Source organism: Mucilaginibacter sp. P1_D10 (assembly GCF_056406215.1).
Genome location: NZ_JBFUAP010000006.1, coordinates 138,292 through 158,862 on the forward strand (window position 1 = coordinate 138,292; position 20,571 = coordinate 158,862).

17 protein-coding genes and 1 pseudogene are annotated in these 20,571 nt (G+C 42.8%); 14 read left to right on the forward strand and 4 right to left on the reverse strand.

Going from position 1 to position 20,571, the window contains the following annotated elements; genetic code table 11:
- Positions 1 to 95: 95 nt before the first annotated feature.
- The 4 genes and pseudogenes from AC1DYT_RS11225 to AC1DYT_RS11240 all read left to right on the forward strand — a co-directional run bounded on the left by AC1DYT_RS11225 (position 96) and on the right by AC1DYT_RS11240 (position 3,834).
- A complete protein-coding gene (locus AC1DYT_RS11225; RefSeq protein ID WP_477469696.1) occupies positions 96 to 1,637 on the forward strand; it encodes an acyl-CoA carboxylase subunit beta in 1,542 nt (513 codons plus the stop codon).
- 221 nt (positions 1,638 to 1,858) lie between these two features.
- Positions 1,859 to 2,179: pseudogene (locus AC1DYT_RS11230) on the forward strand (endonuclease domain-containing protein); the annotation flags it as partial.
- A 201-nt stretch (positions 2,180 to 2,380) separates the two neighbouring features.
- Complete coding sequence (locus AC1DYT_RS11235) at positions 2,381 to 3,214, forward strand: isocitrate lyase/PEP mutase family protein (protein ID WP_477469697.1); 834 nt, start codon at positions 2,381 to 2,383, stop codon at positions 3,212 to 3,214.
- Between the two features lie 119 nt (positions 3,215 to 3,333).
- Entirely contained in the window at positions 3,334 to 3,834 is a 501-nt protein-coding gene (locus tag AC1DYT_RS11240) for a hypothetical protein (protein ID WP_477469698.1), read from the forward strand.
- A 34-nt stretch (positions 3,835 to 3,868) separates the two neighbouring features.
- Here AC1DYT_RS11240 and AC1DYT_RS11245 read toward each other — a convergent pair whose 3' ends face one another.
- The 4 genes from AC1DYT_RS11245 to AC1DYT_RS11260 form a co-directional block, all read right to left on the reverse strand.
- Positions 3,869 to 5,230, reverse strand: a complete 1,362-nt coding sequence (locus tag AC1DYT_RS11245) for a lipopolysaccharide biosynthesis protein (RefSeq protein WP_477469699.1) — start codon at positions 5,228 to 5,230, stop codon at positions 3,869 to 3,871.
- A 149-nt stretch (positions 5,231 to 5,379) separates the two neighbouring features.
- Positions 5,380 to 6,288: a right-handed parallel beta-helix repeat-containing protein gene (locus tag AC1DYT_RS11250; protein ID WP_477469700.1), complete on the reverse strand. Its 909-nt coding sequence runs from the start codon at positions 6,286 to 6,288 to the stop codon at positions 5,380 to 5,382.
- 187 nt (positions 6,289 to 6,475) lie between these two features.
- Positions 6,476 to 7,243 (reverse strand): WecB/TagA/CpsF family glycosyltransferase, encoded by a 768-nt coding sequence (locus tag AC1DYT_RS11255; RefSeq protein ID WP_477469701.1) that lies wholly within the window; start codon positions 7,241 to 7,243, stop codon positions 6,476 to 6,478.
- A 421-nt stretch (positions 7,244 to 7,664) separates the two neighbouring features.
- Entirely contained in the window at positions 7,665 to 8,402 is a 738-nt protein-coding gene (locus AC1DYT_RS11260; RefSeq protein WP_477469702.1) for a carbohydrate deacetylase, read from the reverse strand.
- A gap of 377 nt (positions 8,403 to 8,779) precedes the next feature.
- Between AC1DYT_RS11260 and AC1DYT_RS11265 the strand changes: the two genes are divergently transcribed.
- The 10 genes from AC1DYT_RS11265 to AC1DYT_RS11310 all read left to right on the forward strand — a co-directional run bounded on the left by AC1DYT_RS11265 (position 8,780) and on the right by AC1DYT_RS11310 (position 20,550).
- The gene (locus AC1DYT_RS11265; protein ID WP_477469703.1) at positions 8,780 to 9,556 is read left to right on the forward strand and encodes a polysaccharide biosynthesis/export family protein; all 777 of its coding nucleotides are present in this window, start codon (positions 8,780 to 8,782) and stop codon (positions 9,554 to 9,556) included.
- A gap of 9 nt (positions 9,557 to 9,565) precedes the next feature.
- The gene (locus AC1DYT_RS11270; RefSeq protein WP_477469704.1) at positions 9,566 to 11,968 is read left to right on the forward strand and encodes a GumC family protein; all 2,403 of its coding nucleotides are present in this window, start codon (positions 9,566 to 9,568) and stop codon (positions 11,966 to 11,968) included.
- 152 nt (positions 11,969 to 12,120) lie between these two features.
- Entirely contained in the window at positions 12,121 to 13,518 is a 1,398-nt protein-coding gene (locus AC1DYT_RS11275) for a UDP-glucose 6-dehydrogenase (protein ID WP_477469705.1), read from the forward strand.
- Between the two features lie 83 nt (positions 13,519 to 13,601).
- Positions 13,602 to 14,873 carry a VpsF family polysaccharide biosynthesis protein gene (locus AC1DYT_RS11280; RefSeq protein ID WP_477469706.1) on the forward strand — a complete coding sequence of 424 codons (1,272 nt, stop codon included), beginning with the start codon at positions 13,602 to 13,604 and terminating at the stop codon, positions 14,871 to 14,873.
- Positions 14,851 to 15,900 carry an NAD-dependent epimerase gene (locus AC1DYT_RS11285; protein WP_477469707.1) on the forward strand — a complete coding sequence of 350 codons (1,050 nt, stop codon included), beginning with the start codon at positions 14,851 to 14,853 and terminating at the stop codon, positions 15,898 to 15,900. Before AC1DYT_RS11280 ends, AC1DYT_RS11285 begins: the two co-directional genes overlap by 23 nt.
- A gap of 21 nt (positions 15,901 to 15,921) precedes the next feature.
- A complete protein-coding gene (locus AC1DYT_RS11290; protein WP_477469708.1) occupies positions 15,922 to 17,250 on the forward strand; it encodes a lipid II flippase MurJ in 1,329 nt (442 codons plus the stop codon).
- 71 nt (positions 17,251 to 17,321) lie between these two features.
- Positions 17,322 to 18,389: a glycosyltransferase gene (locus AC1DYT_RS11295; protein ID WP_477469709.1), complete on the forward strand. Its 1,068-nt coding sequence runs from the start codon at positions 17,322 to 17,324 to the stop codon at positions 18,387 to 18,389.
- Between the two features lie 21 nt (positions 18,390 to 18,410).
- Positions 18,411 to 18,956 carry a serine O-acetyltransferase gene (locus tag AC1DYT_RS11300; RefSeq protein ID WP_477469710.1) on the forward strand — a complete coding sequence of 182 codons (546 nt, stop codon included), beginning with the start codon at positions 18,411 to 18,413 and terminating at the stop codon, positions 18,954 to 18,956.
- 45 nt (positions 18,957 to 19,001) lie between these two features.
- Positions 19,002 to 19,553, forward strand: coding sequence for an acyltransferase (locus tag AC1DYT_RS11305; RefSeq protein ID WP_477469711.1), 552 nt, complete (start codon positions 19,002 to 19,004; stop codon positions 19,551 to 19,553).
- Positions 19,554 to 19,710: 157 nt separating this feature from the next.
- Complete coding sequence (locus AC1DYT_RS11310; protein WP_477469712.1) at positions 19,711 to 20,550, forward strand: polysaccharide pyruvyl transferase family protein; 840 nt, start codon at positions 19,711 to 19,713, stop codon at positions 20,548 to 20,550.
- Positions 20,551 to 20,571 lie beyond the last annotated feature (21 nt).

A 20,571-nucleotide genomic window follows, 5' to 3' on the forward strand; every position in this document is an offset into this window, starting at 1 on the left:
TGCAAATATAGTAAAATATGGATACCGAAAACAACCCAATCACAATCTTACATTTTAATTACTAATTTTAACGCCACACCTAATAAACCCTCGTAGTGAATAAAAAGTTAGAAATCTTAGCAGAAAAGCGGCAAAAAGCCATGGAAGGCGGTGGCCTTGCCCGTATAGAAAGCCAACATAAAAAAGGCAAACTCACTGCACGCGAGCGGCTTCACTTCCTGCTTGATGAAGGTAGCTTTCAGGAGATCGGCATGCTGGTTTCGCACCGTTCTACCGATTTCGGGATGGAAAAAGAAAAGTACCCCGGCGATGGCGTGGTTACCGGCTACGGCACGGTAAACGGCAGGCTGGTGTACGTTTTCTCGCAGGATTTTACCGTGTTCGGCGGCTCTTTATCAGAAACCCATGCCGAAAAGATATGCAAGATAATGGATCTGGCACTTAAGAACGGTGCTCCTGTCATAGGCCTTAACGATTCGGGCGGGGCGCGCATACAAGAGGGCGTGGTATCGCTTGGCGGCTATGCCGATATATTTTACCGCAACACCATGGCCAGCGGCGTGGTTCCGCAAATATCTGCCATTATGGGGCCCTGCGCGGGCGGCGCGGTTTACTCACCCGCTATTACCGATTTCATCTTGATGGTAGAGCATACCAGTTACATGTTTGTAACCGGCCCCAACGTAGTGAAGACCGTAACGCACGAAGTAGTAACTTCCGAAGAGCTTGGCGGGGCAAATACCCACGCAACCAAAAGCGGCGTAACCCACTTTGCCTGCAGCAACGAGATAGATGCCATACAGCACGTAAAAAAGCTGCTGAGTTATATGCCGCAAAACTGCGAAGAAAAGGTTCCTGCCCTACCATATGACATAGGCACCGAAAGCCGCCCCAGGCTAACCACCCTACTGCCCGATAATAACTCGCAGCCTTACGATATCCGCGAGGTGATAGAAGAAGTGATAGATGGCGGCTCGTTTTTAGAAGTACATAAAGGTTTTGCGGAGAATATAGTTGTTGGCTTTGGCCGGCTGGGTGGCCGCAGTATAGGTATCGTAGCCAACCAACCTGCTTTTTTAGCCGGCGTGCTGGATATTCATTCTTCGCAGAAGGCAGCCCGTTTCGTGCGCTTTTGCGATAGCTTTAATATCCCCCTACTGGTTTTTGAAGATGTGCCGGGCTTTTTACCGGGTACCGATCAGGAGTGGAACGCCATTATCACCAACGGCGCCAAACTGCTTTACGCCTTTTGCGAGGCTACCGTGCCGCGTATCACTGTTATCACGCGCAAAGCGTATGGCGGTGCTTACGACGTAATGAACTCCAAGCACATTGGTGCGGATATGAACTTTGCCTGGCCCACGGCCGAGATTGCTGTAATGGGCGCCAAAGGCGCGGCAGAAATCATCTTTAAACGCGAAATAACCACGGCTGAGGATCCCGAAGCCAAATGGCGCGAAAAAGAACAGCAATACGCCGAAATATTTGCCAACCCCTACCGCGCCGCCGAACGTGGTTTTATAGATGAAGTAATAGAGCCCGCCGAAACCCGCATCAAGCTTATCCAGGCCTTTAAGATGCTGGAGAATAAAGTAGTTAACAACCCCAGGAAGAAACATGGGAATATACCATTATAGGGTTTGGGATTTGGGAATTGATGACAAACAAAAAAGCGGCGGCCTCGTGCGATTCCCTCCCAACGGGAGGGTGCAGGGAGGGGTTTCGCGACGCAGTAAGTAAAGTACTCCATTAAATGGCTAAAATTATCCCATACAATCCAAACTTAAAAATCCTGGCTCGTAAGCTAAGGAAGAATATGACTTTCGGCGAGGCTTTGCTTTGAAACGAGCTAAGAGAAGATAAATTATGGGGTTTGGATTTCGATAGGCAACGATGTATCGATAATTACATTGTAGATTTTTATTGTAAGGAACTAATGCTGGCTGTAGAAATCGACGGCATGTCGCATAATGGCGAGGAAGCTTTTAACAAGGACGAAATAAGGCAGAAAAAACTGGAAGGTTTCGGGGTAACTTTTCTACGGTTCAGCGAGGCTGAAATAAAATACGATATGCAGAATGTTTTGCGTGGAATAGAAGGGATTATTATCGACATTATCAAAAAAGACAAATCAATAAGGCTTCCGAAGAATTTTCCTTTGGAAGTTTTGGATAGTTGATTATTGGGTTTGCGAGGCATAGTTCGTGAACCCCTCCCCGCCTTTACGCTCAGCCAGCCGCACCCCTCCCGCTGGGAGGGAGTTTTAAATTCGAAAAAAGCAGGGGCCAGGCGCGAATTCCCTCCCAATGGCACGGAATCGCACAGGCCACCGCTTTATATATCGCTTTATATATAATGTATATCAAAAAGAAGAAAAAATATGTCCCCATCCAGCCAACACCAAAAAGCCGAAACCTTTAAAGCGCTGCACAGCCGCAGCGGGATATTCGTAGTGCCCAACCCCTGGGATGCAGGATCGGCACGGATGCTGGCCAACTTAGGTTTTGAGGCACTTGCTACCACAAGCGCCGGGCTTGCCTATTCCCTGGCTAAACCAGATGGCGAGGGCGCGGTGACTTTGGATGATACGCTGGCCAACTGCGCGGCCATCAGCGCAGCAGTTAATTTACCCGTAGCTGCCGATCTGGAAAACGGTTATGCCGACGCCCCCGAAGGCTGCGCAAACGCCATCCTGCTCGCTGCAAAAGCCGGCGTGGTAGGCGGCTCTATAGAAGATGCCACCGGCAAAGCCGACGCACCTATATATTCTTTTGAATTATCTGTAGAACGCATCCACGCAGCGGTTGAAGCGGCCCGAAGCCTCCCCTTCCCTTTTACGCTTACCGCAAGGGCCGAGAACCTGATACGCGGTGCTGTAGACCTTAACGATACTATCAAACGCCTGCAAGCTTATGCCGAAGCCGGGGCCGATGTGCTTTTTGCCCCCGGATTAAAGTCTGCCGAGGACATTGCAACCGTTGTAAAGGCCGTTTCACCAAAGCCGCTCAACGTGGTAATGGGGCTATCGGGCACGGGGTTTTCGCTTAGCCAATTGGAAGATCTGGGCGTGAAAAGAGTGAGCCTGGGCTCGTCATTGGCAAGGGCCGCTTATGGAGCTTTTATCAAGGCTGCGGCAGAAGTACAAGGCAACGGCACATTTGGTTTCGCAAACAGTACCGTCCCTTATGGCGATTTTAATGCGCTATTGAGGTAAAGGATTGCCGTACCGGAGATTAAGCGAGGTTGTGGTTATATATTTTAATATATAGAATTAATTATAACTATCTTAGCTATAATTAATTAACTACATCATCCACCTTAAACATCACAACCATGCCAAACCATCTTACCACGCTGGGCATCATCCACACGTCTATTAGTGTATTAGCTTTGATTGCCGGGTTCTACACGTCGTTCCGTTACGGAAAAATCAACCCGCTTAAGGGCGTGGGCAAATGGTACACTATATTAACGGTGCTCACCTGCCTTACGGCCTTCCCCATCATGAAAACGGGTCATTTCACGGGGGCGCATGGTTTGGGGGTGATGATACTGATTATGCTGCCGCTGGCTATTTATGCAAAATCGTTCCGCATACTGGGCAAAAATGCCAGGTATGTAGAAACCGTGCTAATGAGCGGTACGCTCTTTTTCTCGATGATACCAGCTATTGTAGAAACGTTGACGCGCTTGCCTGTCTCCTCCCCCATCGCTACCGACCCCGGCTCTCCGGCCATAATCAGTTGCCTTACCGTGCTCATCATAGCGTTTGTTATGGGTGTAGTTTATCAGATACGCAACCTGAAAGCAGACCAGGGTATGGAAATCGCGTAAACCACACTTTAGCACCAAAATTGAATTAAGGGCTTTATTTGGCCCAGATACCGGTTGCTTTGTTAGCCATTATCAATTTGCATTGCCAGGTGATAAATACGTTGGTTACCAGCATTACGATGATATTGGCGAGCACGGTGCCCGGTAAACCTACCTGTTTGATGAGGAATATAGACAAGGGCACATTGATAATGCCGGTTGCAATTACCAATATCAGCTGCACGCGGAGCTTACCTACGCCGTTGAGCAGGTAGGCGTGTATCACCATCCAGGTTTGCAATATGGCATACACCGCCATACTTAATGATAACATGTTGGGTACAACTATGCCTTTGCCTATCCAAAGCCTGTAAACGATTCCCGAAAACAGGTATAGTACAAAAGCGAATACGGCAGCAGCGGCCCAAAGCTTGCGCATTTTGCGGATTGAACCGCGTATCCACCCAAAATCTCCGCGCGCGTAAGCATCGGTAAAGGCGCTCCAGTAAGGGGTTATGATAATGTAGAATACGATATTGATAACCGAGAAATATTTGAACGGTATATTAAAGGTAGTAACCTCGTGCGGGCCAAGTATGCGGCTGATGACTATGTTGTCGGTTTCGTACAATATCAGCGCGCCTATCTGTATAAAGAAGAACGCCGCGCTCACGTTCATCAAGCTTTTGGCGTTCAGCAGCAACACGTTCTTAAGCCGTGGTACAAAAGCCTTCAGGCTGGTAGCAAACAGGTAAATATTTGCCAGCAGCAGCACCAGCACCGGCGAGCCCGAGGCCACCAGCACCAGCAGGTACAAGTTGCCCCGCGTAAAAATAGAGAGCACCCATATCAACACATAAGTAAGCGCCTGCCCCAACAGCAGTATCAGCGATGCCTTAAATGGCTGGTGCATCGCAATAAGGATACTGTTTACCGGCTGCAGTATAAATTGTATGCAGAACGATGCGAGGGTAATAACCAACACCGGCCAAATATCGAATTGCACAGTGGTGGGTACCCGCAGTAGCCAGTTCCAGTTGAAAAACAGGCCAACGCCGTAAAACACCACGAATACCGCGGCAGCAATGCCGCAAAGCAAGGCATAGGTGGTACTAATGTCGCGCTGCACGGCACCATGTTCGCCAAGGGCCAGAGAGTGCGCCAGCTTATTGCGGAGGCCGTTGCTCAATCCTATATCGAAGGTGTTTATCCAGGCCACCAATGACGCTATGGTTACCCATATGCCATACTGCGTAGCGTTGAGGTAGTTGATGGTTAGGGGCAGCAGCATAAAACCGATAAGCACGCTTAGCCCGCGTATCAAAAAAGTATATACGATATTCCTTTTTACTTTCAGGCCGCGCTCGCTGCCCGCGCTCCAGAATGCCTGTGCCCTATTTTTGATAAAGGAAAGCATTTTATAGGGGACAATTTATATGGATGCGTTTTTTTGCTCGCATAGCTATTTGCTGCTCCCGCAAATTTATATAAACAGATAACATTATCGCTTTAAAGCGCATATTATTTGGCACGGTACCCACAAGCCCATCATCCGGCGGCCAAAAATTATTGGGGTTGCGCCGGAATAATCTCTTTCGGCAATATGGAAGCATCTATTTTGGCGTTGAAGATATTGGTATCCCAACCGGCAACTTTGCCGCAGTTGCCTTGGTTCCAGCCGGCACTTGGCTCGCCTGCGGCGTTGGTAAAATTAACCTTGTTATTGGTAATGGTATTTAATGAGCAGCCGGAGGTGTGCTGGTTCCATATATAAAGCCCCACATTGGTAAACTTTTGCTGTTTACCAAATACGGTATTGTTGATGATGCTGATATGGTTGCCCCCCGCTATGGCCATGCCGTACTGCCCAGGATCTACCAGGATATTGTTTTTGGCAAGGATGTACGCGCCACCGTTATCGCCCAACATAATGCCGCCGCCTATGGTGCTGGGGCCGCCGCCCCTTATTCTGTTGCCTATAACTTGTATAGGGCTGGCGGCAGTGCCACTGCTTTTAAATACGTTTATGGCATCTTCGGGAGCGCTTTGGCCGGGCAGGTTTTCGCCGTTGTTGTAGTTTATTTTGCTGCCGGGACCTGTTACCTCGTTAAACTGTACCATCTGGCCACGTGGGAAGGGGCCTTGTATATTCCTGAAATTATTGTAGCTCACATCTATCTGATGGCACTCTACGGCATACACGCCCGATGCCAGCTTCTCGAAGTAACAGTTCACTACCTTTATATTGCGGGAACTAAGCAGTATGATGCCATTTTTTTTAGAAAAACGGAAGCGGCAATTTTTTACGGTGATGTTATAACAGTTATTCAGCTCCAGGCAATCCAGCGTATCGCCTTTTATATCCAGCCCGCTTATTACCCTGTCATGTACGCCATTCAGTTTAATAGCTTTTGAAGGGCGGTAGCTTACCAACGGGGGCGTAGCGCCGTTGCAGGCAAGCAAAATGGATATCATCAACAAGGTTGCGGCAAAACCACACGCCGCTTTAAATCTGCAAATAATATACATAATAGGTGCGTTTATTTGTAACCGAAGGTACAACAATGCTTGGGGTAAACCCAACAGTGCGGGCTTTTAGGCTAATGGCCGAGGGGGGCGGCCTGCCTGTTTAAACACAAGATCCAACCAGAGCCAGGATCAGTCATTTATCAGATAAATGCTTTTGTCCTTTGGTCATCAGGCCGATTTTTTCTTTGAACACCAGGTAAAGAAACACCGGGCCATAAACCAGATACCTGCGCCATAGGTGGTTGGGTTCGTGCAATAAGCGAATGAACCATTCCAAACCAAGGTTTATCCAGAACTTGCCCGGGCGCTTAACCGTTTCTGAGTAGAAATCGAAAACAGCGCCGATGGAACAAATTATATCAACGTTCAGCTCTTCTTTATGCTCGTACACCCATTTCTCCTGCTTTGGCGCGGTCATGCCTACAAAAAGCACGTCGGGCTTAAACTCGTTGATGTGCTTTACCATATCGGCATTATCGGCATCGCTGAATTTTTCCTTGAAAGGGGGCGAATAAACACCAACCTTGATAGCCGGGTACTCGATAGACAGCCGCTCGCGTATGCCGGCAAGCGTTTCATGGGAAGAACCCAGATAAAAGCACCTGCCGCCAACCTGCTGCAACGATTTCAGGAGGTGGTTATGCAAATCGGCACCGGCAATTTTCTTGATTTTTGCGCCAACTAATATTTTAACGGCGCCAACTATGCCAACCCCATCGGGGAGCAACAGGGTTGATGCCGTAAGCACTGTTTTAAACTCAGAATCTTTCTCTGCAATTACGTAAGAATATTGATTTAGCGTATTAATAACACACTTTGACTCTTGTTTAAGATTTATGTCGCTTAAGCTCGAGGTAAAAATATTGTAGTCGAATAATTTTAAAGTGCGGTATTTATCCATTATTTCATTAAAAAGTAAATAAATCTGAGATGCCCTGGAGTTTAATACCTTTCATATAAAAACACATCCGTTAAACATATGAAAAATGCTTTATATATCCTTAATAAACTTAAATTAACACCCGGCGTGTTGCCCGGCAATCATCAAATATTTGTTTTTTTTCAATCCCCCGCAATTTATTAATTAAAATTAATGCCCTATACGGCGTTAAAATTATAAATTTTATAACAAAAATGAATTTTCATTTTTAATTTAACATTATTTATTTTCAATAGATTATCAATCAACAGCTTACATTAAGGGCGTTTTACCGTGCAGTTATTGTAACAATTTAAATATAAATTTATTAAGCCCTCAAATAATAAGTTAAAAACGCAAATCTTTAAATACGATAAATTGGCCTTCGAATATATTTACGAAATTAAGAGTTTTGCAGTTGCTTTATATAATTTATCCAATTTTCCATAGTTGGCTTATCGTAGTGATCGGTAAGGGCACCCGCAGCGTCGAAGCCGGGGTGCAGCATCACTTCTACGGTTTCATGGCCAGGGCGGGTTTGCCTATTGCCTAAAAAACAGGCCACGGTTTCGAATTTATCGGTATAATTCAAATGGCTATCTATAAGCCTTTGATTGATATACCTGCGATACCAGTATTTAAGGTAACTCCCTTCGCGGTAGGTTTGCGCCAGCCTTACCCTTAAATTATAATGACGGGCAACCTGCAAAAACAACCTGCTTAGCCAGGGCAAGGTGTGCAGGTGATAATGCGAATCGATATGGCTTACCGGCACGCCATACTGCAAAGCTTTATTTATTTGTGCGTGTATCTCCTGTAGCAGCGCCTGTTGTTCGTGCCTGGTAAATCGCGCAAGTATATTGTTCGTTTGTCCCAGGCACCAGGTTCCATCTTCATTCAACAGGCGCTTGGGCACGCTGGTTAACGGTCGGCCTTCGGCCAAATTAACGTGCACGCCAATATTGCTGATGCAGGCATTTTCTTTAATTATTTGTACAGCCTCCTCAAAACCGGGGGTATTGGTTAACAAGGTGGCGCTATTTATATATTCTTTTTCGAAGCAAAATAATATAGCTTTGTTTACGGAGGCATTGAGGCCAAAATCGTCGGCGTTGGCAATGATACTTGAGTCTAAAGACATAAAATTATATATTTACTGAAGAAAAGCGGGAGTCAAAAAAAACAGCTAAAATTAAAAATTCGTAAACATATAGGTACATAAACTATAATTTAAGCAAAAAAAATCTTTTAAAATTCACCTTTTCATATTTTTTGTTATTTTCGCATTAATTATATCGACGACATAATAGATTTACAAGCAAGAAGAATGGCTGGCAGTTTTAAAGACTTTTATTACCCCCCTACCTTTAAATTAGCCCCATTATATTTGGTTTCATTAAAAATCATATCTTTCATCGCCTTTAGTCTTACTATATTCACAACAAAAATCACTATTCATACTACCTTCCTTATGCAAACAGATTACTACCGTTTAAATCTATCGTTAAATTACTAAATATGAAATTGAAACACTTATTCGCCATTTTTATTGCTGCTTTAGTTCTTTTCAATCTGTCTTGTACTCCTTACAAAAACATCCCATATTTCCAGGATTTAAGAAGAGACAGTATCACTACAGAAAACATCACAAACTATACCCCGGTTACCATACAACCCGGCGATCAGCTGGGTATCCACGTAACTAGTTTAAATGTAGAAGCTTCGGCATTATTCAATTACAACCTGGAGCGACCAAGCGGCGGCGGTAACTTAGACAGATCTGAGCAGAACGCTGTGGTTGGCTATTATGTTGATACCGATGGCAATATTCTCATGCCGCTTATAGGGGCGGTAAAAGCGCAGGGGTACACAACCAGCGAGTTTGGCAAGATACTGGAAAGCAAGTTGGCTTTGTACACAAGCAAGCCAAACGTAAACGTGCGGTATCAAAATTTCAAGGTATCGGTAATGGGCGACGTGAGGTCGCCCAATGTTTATATGATTTATAACGAACGCACCACCATCCCCGAAGTTTTAAGCATGGCCGGCGATTTAAATATCACCGGTATAAGAAGAATTGTACTGGTGCGTGAACTTGATGGAAAAAGGCAATATATCCCAATCGATCTTACTGCGAAGGATGTGTTCAACTCACCCTACTATTACGTTAAAAAGAACGATCTTATTTATGTGCAGCCTAACGAGCAACGCGCAGCAAATGATGGCTCTACGTTTCAAAGAGCTAGTTTAGTCATTTCTGTTTTATCAATTATTGCTGTCCTTTTAACCAGATAATTATTTCGTATGAGCAAGCAAAATACTCAAATTACCACATTTACATTACCTTCTTCGGAAAGCGACTCGGCTAACGGCGGAAACCTGGTAAAAAAATATCTTTTCCATTGGCCGTTATTTATTTTAGCGGTTATATTATTTATTGTGCTGGCTTTTTTTTACCTGCAGGTAACAAAGCCAACTTATCCTATTCTGGCTACGCTTGAGTTTAAGGGCCCAACCAGTTCTGAGGGTACCGTTATCAGTAAAAGCGGCGACGCCCAGCAGCTGGATCCCATAAGCACACCCGTTATCGTAGAAAACGAGATAGAGGTGATGCAATCGAAAAAAATAATGTACAAGGTTGTAACCGATTTGCAGCTGTGGGTAAATTACACGCTGGCAAGCAGCCCCGATAAGGAGGACCTTTACGGTAAAAGCCCTGTTAAATTCCAGTATGTTAAGGCAAACTCTACCTTAAGCAGTAATGGCGTAACGCTAGATGTGGTTGTTAAAAACAAATCTACCTTTACCTTAAAAAACCCTGAAACCGGAGATAAAGATTACAAATTCGGCGAAGTGATAAGGACGGAAGACCTTGGCAGCTGGAAAATAGTAGCGACCAGCGAACTGAATAACTATATTGGTACTACGATTGAATTAAAGGTGCAGGACCCGGATCAGGTAACGGATGATTTGCAAAGCAAAGTAAAAGTAGAGCTAGAAAATAAAGACGCGCCTTTCGTTAACCTTTCAACCTCAGACCAAACCCCGGCCCGCGGCAAGGACGTACTTAACGAATTGATGGCTCAATATAAAGATGATGCCATGGCCTCTAAAAACAGGGACGCACAAAAAGCTATCGACTTTATCACGGTAAGGCTCGATTCGCTAGACCGCGACCTCAACGTTGACGAAACAGCCATACAGAATTTCTTAAGCTCATCAAGCATGACGGATATCGCTTCGCAAAGCCAGGGTTTCAGGGATATCAGCCAGGCCAATATAAAGCAATTGAGCGATGCCGATATACAATTGAGCATTTTGAACGGACTGGAAAAAACATTGAACCAATATCCAGACGCGTTGCCTCCTACAAGTGCCCACCTGGAAGACCCAAGCTTGATGGCTTTGTATGATAAGCTCACAGACATGCAAATGAAGAAGCAGGAAATGCTTGCCACCACGCCGCCAACCAGCCCTATGCTTAGCTCAATCAATGATCAGTTGGCGGGCTTAAGAAAAGCTTTCAAAGACAAAATCACCGCTTTAAAAGCATCGCAATACGCTATTAAAGAGCAAACCGGGAAATTCCAGGCAGGCATACAGGCCAACTTAAAGAAAATACCGCAGCAGGATAAAGTCTATAATGCGATGAAGCGCAAGCAGGAAAGCAAGGAAAAGATTTACGAATTTTTGCTTGAGAAGCGCGAGTCGATATCATTAAGGTATGCATCAACCGTATCAGATTCTGAAATAGTAGATGACGCGCATGCGGCAAAAGCAAAATGGCCTAAGCCTTCCATTGTGTATGCAATTGCCTTATTGTTGGGCTTAGCTGCACCAGTAGGCTTACTATACGCCCGTGAAAGCTTAAACGAACGCATCAGCAACCGCAAACAAATTGAAGATGCAGTTAAAGTACCGCTTTTGGGAGAACTTTCTTACCAGGAAGATACCACCCCTATCGTGGTTACCCAAGGCAGGGGCAAGTTTGCCATCGGCGAGCAATTCAGGGTGTTGCGTACCAATTTATCGCACCTGCATGGCAATACAGACAAAGGGCGCGTTACCCTATTTACATCAAGTATAGGTAGCGAGGGCAAGAGTTTTGTTAGCTCCAACCTTGCCGTTACTCTGGCTTATGCATCAAGGAAAACCGTGATACTGGAGATGGACCTTCGTAAACCTAAGATATCCGGCGTATTCAACCTATCGCCAGAGCATCCGGGCATCAGCGATTTCCTTGTAGAAACGCACAACGATTTAACTAAACTTATACAACCATCCGGCATCCCGGGGCTCGATGTTTTAGGTTGCGGCCCTATACAGCCCAACCCATCTGAATTGTTGGAAAAAAGCAGGTTAGATTTGCTCATAAATACCCTAAAGGAAACTTATGATGATATAATCATCGATACGCCGCCTATACACCTGGTAACAGATGCGTACATTATTGCACGTACCGCCAATGCTTCGGTTTACATGATTAGGCAGGGCCACACCCTTAAAGACGAACTTGAGTTTATCAATGAGGTGGATACCGCCAACAGGTTCCCCAAATTTACGCTGGTATTCAACGGTATCAAACGCGATCAGTTCAACTATGGCTACGGCTATTCAAACAGTTACTATAGCTCATATAATACGTATACCGATAAGGAAAAGGAAACTATCGGCTCTAAACTACGGACGTTCTTAAGGAGATTTTAATAACGCAAGGCAGCGGCTGTGCGCCATTGTTATGTATTTTACAGGCTAAACTGCCGGTAAAATACATAGCAAGTGCATGTATGGCTTATACTTGAGTTTATTAAGTTATAAAAACACTTAACAATAAATACATTTAGCGTAAATTCAACACAATGACTAAAAAAATATCTAAAATTTGTTGTATTGGTGCCGGTTACGTGGGCGGGCCCACAATGGCCGTAATTGCACAAAAATGCCCCGGCATTCAGGTTACTGTTGTTGATTTGAACCAGGCCAGGATTGATGCCTGGAACGATCCGGACACTAACAATATCCCTGTTTACGAGCCGGGCCTCTCTGATGTGGTGGCCGAAGCGCGCGGAAGGAATTTATTTTTCTCCACCGCCGTGGATGAAGCCATAGCCAACGCCGAGATGATTTTTATATCGGTTAACACACCTACCAAAACTTATGGTACAGGTAAGGGCATGGCTGCCGACCTTAAATATATCGAGCTTTGCGCGCGCCAGATAGCCAGGGTATCTAAAACAGACAAAATAATAGTAGAGAAATCTACCCTGCCGGTACGCACGGCCGAAGCGGTAAAAAGCATTTTGCAAAACACCGGTAACGACGTACAGTTTCAGATACTATCCAACCCGGAATTTTTGGCGGAAGGTACCGCAGTTGAAGACTTGCACGCGCCAGACCGTATTTTAATAGGCGGCGATACTACGCCCGAAGGGCAGGCCGCTATCCAATCACTGGTAGATGTTTATGCGAACTGGGTGCCCCGGGAACGCATACTTACTACAAACCTGTGGTCGTCTGAGTTATCAAAACTTACTGCCAATGCGTTTTTGGCGCAAAGGGTATCATCCATCAACGCGCTATCAGAACTTTGCGAGCATACCGGTGCAGATATAGCAGAAGTAAGCCGCTCTATTGGTACCGATAGCCGTATTGGCCCTAAGTTTTTAAATGCTTCGGTAGGCTTCGGCGGGTCGTGTTTTCAAAAAGATATATTGAACCTGGTTTACATAGCACGTTCTTATGGGCTGCAGCAGGTTGCCGACTATTGGGAACAGGTTATCATCATGAATGACCACCAAAAAAGGCGTTTCGGTACCAAGATTGTAAAAACCCTTTACAACACGGTATCGGGCAAAAAAATAGCTTTCCTGGGCTGGGCATTTAAAAAAGACACAAACGACACCCGCGAATCGCCGGCTATATACGTTGCTGATGACCTCTTGAACGAGCAGGCAAACGTTACCGTGTACGACCCGAAGGTTGCCGAGGCACAAGTGTTGGGCGATTTAAACTACCTGCAAAGCCGCAGCGAAATCAAAAACGCCGAACTGGTTACAGTTGTTGAAGATGCCTACGAATGCTGCAAAGGCGCACATGCTATAGCAGTGATGACCGAGTGGGATGAATTTAAAACCTACGACTGGCAACAGATTTATGATAATATGACCAAACCTGCCTTTTTGTTTGACGGCCGCAACGTCGTAGACCGAAAAAAACTTTTGGCCATTGGTTTTAAAGTTTATTCGATAGGTAAATAATAACGCACAGTTAAAAAACGAGAATCGCTCGGTTCTCGTTTTTTAACATGTTTTATACGTACTTAATTGCTAAGTTAGGGTGAATGAATAAACAACTTGATAAGATTGTAAGCTGGATGATGTCGTGGTCGGTTCTGATCATGCTGTTTATAGGTGCCAATGTATTGGGTGCGGTTGGCTACATGGTATCCGAAGAAAACGCCCCCTCCTACCAAAAACTATTTCCTTTTGTATACCTTATTATACTAGGGTTTACCTTATACTTTTTCAATAGGGCAAATAAAGGGGCATTTTTGGCTATCCGTAAACAAGAAGTCACCTTTTTGGTTATCATCGCTTTAATATTGCTGTACAGTATTTATAAAGGTTTTACCTACGGGTTGGTATTTTTCACCAATAATATTATCCCGGGCATCCTGCTCTCGATGTATTTAAAAACATCTGAGGTAAGTTATTTAAAAAAAATACAAACAATAATTCTCACCTTCTTTATAATTAACTGCGGGATAGCGATTGTAGAGCGGGTGCTGGTAAACCACCTTTTTCCACCTTTTATCGACCGGGAGTTGGATAATACAGGTTTCCGGTCTACAGGATTACAGAACCACCCCCTCAACAACGCCCTTATAACGGCTACCATTATGGCATTTATCATTGTATCTGATATGCCTATGTTTAAGAAATATATATTGTTCTTTCTGGGGCTAACTGCAGTTGTATGTTTTGGTGCTCGCAGCTCGCTGGCTATATGCTGTTTGATGATTGGGATAATATTTGTTTTGGATATGTTTAAGAAATCCGACACAGCGCGTTCCGGCCTCTTTAAATTTATACGAAGTATTATCCTTATTATAGGGTTGGGTGGTATTTATTACCTTGTTACCGAAACATCTTTCGGCGATAGGTTAATGGCACATGCGTATTTCGATTCCAGCGCAAACGTGCGTTTACAGGTATTTGATATTTTTAAAGTAGTATCGGATAGCAACTTGTATTGGGGGATGTCTACGGGTAGGCTAGATATAGTAAAGCAAGCAAGTCATATCACCATTATCGAAAATTTCTGGATAATTTGGATACTGAGGCTTGGGTTGGTGATGGCCACTATTTTTACCCTCACCTTGTTACGCTTTCTATTTTTAAGGCTGAAGGCTTTTTCACTTTTCAACAGGTTATTTATCATGGGTGTGTTTTTGGGTTGCGCATCCTCTAACATTTCCTTGGCCAGTGTTACAGCGGCCATCAGTGTTTTCGTGGCTTGCACTTATGTTTTCGATCCGAAAATGTGGATGCGGAATATTACGGTTATCATAACTAAACAAGAAGTAATCAATGAAGATATTAGTAACGGGTAGTGCGGGTTTTGTAGGGTATCACCTTGTAAAAAAATTGGCTGATAGGGGCGATAATATCGTTGGAATAGACAACATTAATAAATATTACGATTCATCGCTTAAATACGCCAGGTTGGAAGAAAGCGGTATTCAAAAAAACGAAATTGAATGGTATAAAGAGGTTAAAAGCATCGTATATCCCAATTACCGTTTTGTAAGGATAAACCTCGAAGATAAAGCACAGTTACTTTCCTTGTGCGCACGCGAGCAGTTTGATATTATCATTCACCTTGCGGCCCAGGCAGGAGTGCGTTACTCGGTAGAAAACCCCGATGTTTACGTACAATCAAACATTGTAGGCTTTCTAAATATATTAGAAGTATCGCGTTTCTTTAAAATAAAACACTTGGTGTACGCGAGTTCATCAAGTGTATATGGCCTAAACGAAACCATGCCATTCTCGGTTCATCATAACGTAGACCACCCCGTTTCGTTATATGCGGCCACAAAAAAATCTAACGAGCTAATGGCGCATACTTACAGCCACTTGTATGGTATACCGACATCCGGACTGCGTTTTTTTACAGTTTACGGCCCATGGGGGCGCCCGGATATGGCTTACTTTATTTTTGCTGAAGCAATTGCTAAAGGCAAGCCGATAAAGGTGTTTAATCATGGCAAAATGCGCCGCGATTTTACGTACGTGGATGATATTGTTGATGGTGTAATAAACGTAGCCGATAACCCTGCAACTACCGACCTTAACTGGACAGGTAAAAAACCAGACCCTTCGTCCTCTACGGCACCTTATAAGATATATAATATAGGAAACAACGAACCTGTGGAACTTTTGACTTTTATTAAAGAGATTGAAAAGACCTTAGGCATAGAGGCCAAAATGGAATTTATGGATATCCAGGCCGGCGATGTACCTGCAACATGGGCCGATGTAGGCGAACTGATTGATAATTTTGATTACAAGCCACACACCCCAATTTCCGAAGGCCTGGCCAAGTTCTCGGAGTGGTTTAAGAGTTATTACAAATAATTGACTGGGGACACACAAAATATGTCAACAAATGTTGTAAAATCTACCTTACAAAAAGTTTTTAATAAAGACATCCTTAAAAGCAAACTGCTGGCAAAAACTTTTAAGCTGGTTTTTATTACCATGCTTGCAAACATCCTGGGCTTTTTGGTGCCTGTGTATATTGCAAATACGTACGGTGTTACCAAACATACTGATGCTTTTTTATTCAGCTACAGCATCATCAATTTTATTGGTGTTATTTTCTCTAGCTCGGTTAGCTCTGCCTGCGTGCCGTTTTTAAAAGAGCGCATGGATGATAAGGTTAAATTCGAAGAGTTTACATCCACAGTCTTCTACTATATATTAAAGTATGTAGGTGCATTGGCTGTACTTTCCTTTGCCGTAATTTTCACTATCAGCCGTTTTGTGGCCAGCGACTTCCTCTTTTATCTTTCCATCTCGTTGCCCATTTTCTTCTTCATTGTGCTAAATGCCTTTTACTATGGTATTCTTAATACGTTAAATCAATTTAACCTTGCGGCAACATCGCCATTCTCGCGGGCAATAATCATTTTTGCGACTATTTATTTTTTCCATTCATCGCTGGGTATATCATCAGCGATCCTTGGATACAACCTGGGCGAGTTTGCAAAGTTTTTACATCTAACCTACGTGATCAGGTATAAAAACAAAATCAATATTGCTATAAGCAAGCGCCAGCCAAGTGTTGTTAAAGGGTTCTTAAAATCCGGGTCTTTTCAGGCCTTATCCTCCACCATTGCCGCATCCTCCCCGTTGTTCGATAAAATCGTTGCGTCTTTTTTGGCACTTGGTAGTATATCGATGCTGGATTATGGAGATAAAATGTTTATGGTTTTCAACGTAATGTTAACATCATTTCTCACCATAATGCTTTCTAAGTGGTCAGCAGATGTTACAAAAAACAGGTTTAAAAAATCAGAATTAAACAAAATTGTATTGTTGATGATGGCGGGCACATTTGGTTTATGCATCGTAATATTTGTAGTAAGGCTGCCCATAGTTAATTTCTTATACCCCAAATTAAAAATCGATAACCGGGAAAAAATAGCCATGCTGTTAACTATCAATATGCTTGGTTTTGTTTTCAATTCGGCAACTCAAATTATAAACAGGGCGGTAATAGCGTTCAAAGCAACCAAAATACTGGTTAGGATGTCGATATTGAGGCTGGCAATGAACATAGTACTTGATATTATATTGGTGTATAAATTCGGTATATATGGCATTGTTGCAGCTACTGTAATAACAAATATTTCCTGCGTAATAGTTTTGTATATTTCTTTTAGCAGGTTTGCGAGCAGGCAACAAGAGCTGGCAGTAGCGTAATGGTTGGCTGATGGTTTTAAATCAGGCGTTTTTGTATTAATTGGCTTTTTTATTTACATTAAACTACCACTATGAAAATTGCAGTATTTATGAATGACTTAAATAGTGGCGGGGCCGAAAAAATGATGGTCGGTTTTTTGAACTATACCGCCAGCCAAAACAACGACGAAATTATATTGATACTTGCCCGGCAAAAAGGCCCGTATATTTCTATGGTAAATGAGGGCATAAAGGTCATTTATTTAAACAAACAAAAAATATTCTTTTCTATACCAGCGCTTTACCGCACCTTAAAAAACCACAAAATTGAGGCATTATATTCAACGCTTATAAAGCCAAACCTTGTGGCTATAATTGTTGGAAAACTCGCAGGCATAAAGGTGGTTATAAGAGTGGCCAATACAATTAAAGAGTACCAAAAATCCAAGAAAAGCGTCACCGATAAATTTTCGGCATTTTTAACAAAATACCTCTTTAAGCATGCGTACAAGTGCATAGCTATTTCTAAAATTGTGAAAGCAGATCTGCTGACATATACCAATATTAAAGATAAGCAGGTTGAGGTAATTTATAACCCGCTCATCATAATTGATGAGGTTAAAGATGCTGTTTTAGAGCCGGGTTACTTCCATGTGGGGTTGGTTTCCAGGCTCACGTGGCAAAAAAACATCGAAACTATTGGAAAAATAGTGGAGATTTTTGCCAATAAACCATACAAGATACAATTTCATTTTTTTGGCGAAGGGAAAGAACAGGAATTGTTACAGAAGATCATCGCCAAATACAATAACACCGATATTATAAAACTCCACGGATTTGAATTAACATACTTTTCTTACATAAAAAAAATGCACATCTTCATCCACCTGCCCTTTTGGGAGGGTTTAGGTAATAGCGTTCTCGAAGTTTTTAATTCTGGTATCCCTATGATATTGAGCAATGTGGAATCGGGGTATTCTGAATTAATACATGCAGACTATCCCAACATTCATTATTTCGACCCTAAAAACAATGTAGATGAAATTGTGTCCCTGATACAAAAGTATATAAATAATGAAGTTTCAATTGAGCCCAACAGGGTAAAATTAAATATCACAGTTAAGGATACGTACGAGAAATACCGGGCGCTGGCCAACTAAAAGTACTTAAACAATAAATATATGAGCGCTAAGTTAATTCAGGCAGATTTGTATAGATACAGCGGGGGTAAAAAAAGCATTGCTGCGATGTTAATAAGTTCGGCCAATTTTAGGTTCACCTATTTTTTCAGGCAGGTGAGTACTCATGGCAAAATGAGCCCTAAAGGGATAATTGGAAGGTTATTTTATCGGCGGTTAACATTTAAGCTGGGTTTTCAGATACCTAAAACTGTAAAAATAGGCCCAGGCTTGCTTATCGTACATTTTGGTAGCCTTATTGTAAACAGTAAAGTTATAATAGGCAGTAACTGCACGCTATACCCAGGCATTACCATTGGTGCAGGTTTTAAAGGGGATAAAATGGGTACTCCGGTTATCGGTAACAAAGTGTGGATTGGAACAAATGCCGTAATTGTTGGCAAAATAACAATAGGCGATAATGTTTTGATAGCGCCCAACTCTTTTGTAAATATTTCGGTTCCATCAAACAGCATTGTATTCGGCAATCCTGCTATTATAAAAAGCAGGGAGGATGCTACAGATGGATATATCATAAATGCTGTGTAAATTTTGCATTAGCTGTCCATATATTTTACAACAAAGCTTATTCTGATGAAGTTAAAAAAAGTACTCAAAAAAGCAAGCAACGTGTTATCCCGGCTAATACTGGTACCCCTTAAAGGCGAAGTTGGCTACGCCCGGCATTTGGGTGTAAAGGTGGGTACAAACTGCCGCCTATATATTACAAATTTTGGCTCCGAGCCATTTTTAGTTAGCATTGGCAATAACGTAACCATAGCCTCAAATGTGCGCATTATTACACATAACGGCAGCACCTGGCTTATACGCGATGAAAAAGGCCGCCGCTACCAATACCAAAAAATTGAAATAGGCAATAATGTGTTTATTGGCATGAATGCAATTATATTGCCGGGCGTGCAAATTGGCGACAATGTTATAGTAGGTGCGGGTGCAGTGGTTACCAAATCAATACCATCAGGTAAACTGGCTGGCGGCAACCCCGCAAAAATTATAGGCGAATACGCCGACTATTACAAAAAAGCTATTGAAACATTTATATCTGATAAAGATATGATAAAAGCAAATTATGTAGAAAAAGTAAACCACGTGCTGGATAAAAACATGAAACCCTTAATGAAGTAAACTTTTTTTATCGCAGCCATATTAAATAACCGTTAATATACTATACAGCCGTTTGAAAATAGCAAGTAAATTATTACATTTGCTAAACAAATTCGGCTTTAAATAATTAAAAAGTATTTGTAAGCCCATTTTATTGTAAATATCGCAATTATCTCAAATGAAAAGAGTATTAAAAACTTACTATGCCGATGTGCCAAACATGGGCGACCTGCTAAACGAATTATTGATCAGAAACGTTTTTGGTTATGATTTAGAAAGGCACAAACCTGCAACTGCCGAGCTTAGCGTAATAGGCAGCGGTATGGACTGCTTTTTAGCAGATACCCACGTTTACCCAAAGTATTGGTCTCTTTGGCAGGAGTTTAGGGCAAAATTCACAAAAGGCCCGATGAACGTTTGGTGCACCGGTTTTATATCTAACGACCAAAGTGATAGCCACGGTTTTTACCGCGACATGAACTTTTGCTCGGTACGTGGTAAATTAACAAAAGCCCGTGTTGAGAAAATTATTGGCAAAACTTTAGATATCCCGGTTGGCGATGGCGGTTTAATAACCCCCTACTTATTTGATAAGCCAATTGAAAAAAAATACGCCGTGGGTATTATCCCCCATTTTAAAGAGCAGCAGGAGCCCATCTTCCAAAAAATAAAAGAATCGCACGCAAATTCGTTCATCATCAACCTTAGGGACGACCCAATGGAAGTGATCAGGCAAATTGCACAAAGCGATATCATTATATCAAGCAGCCTGCATGGGCTTATACTGGCTGATAGCTTTGGCATACCCAACCAGTGGATAAAAGTAACCGATAATTTAAAGGGCGACGGGTTTAAATTTGATGATTATTATTCAGCTTTCGACCTTAAATCAAACCCAATAAATTCAAACACGCAAGAAATTCCATCTATCAATCAAATTATTGATAATTTTAAAATAACGCCTGCTATGATGGCTGCGAAACAAAAAGAAGTATTTGATGCCTTCCCTTTTAAATAAAAAAGGCATCAGGTAAATAAA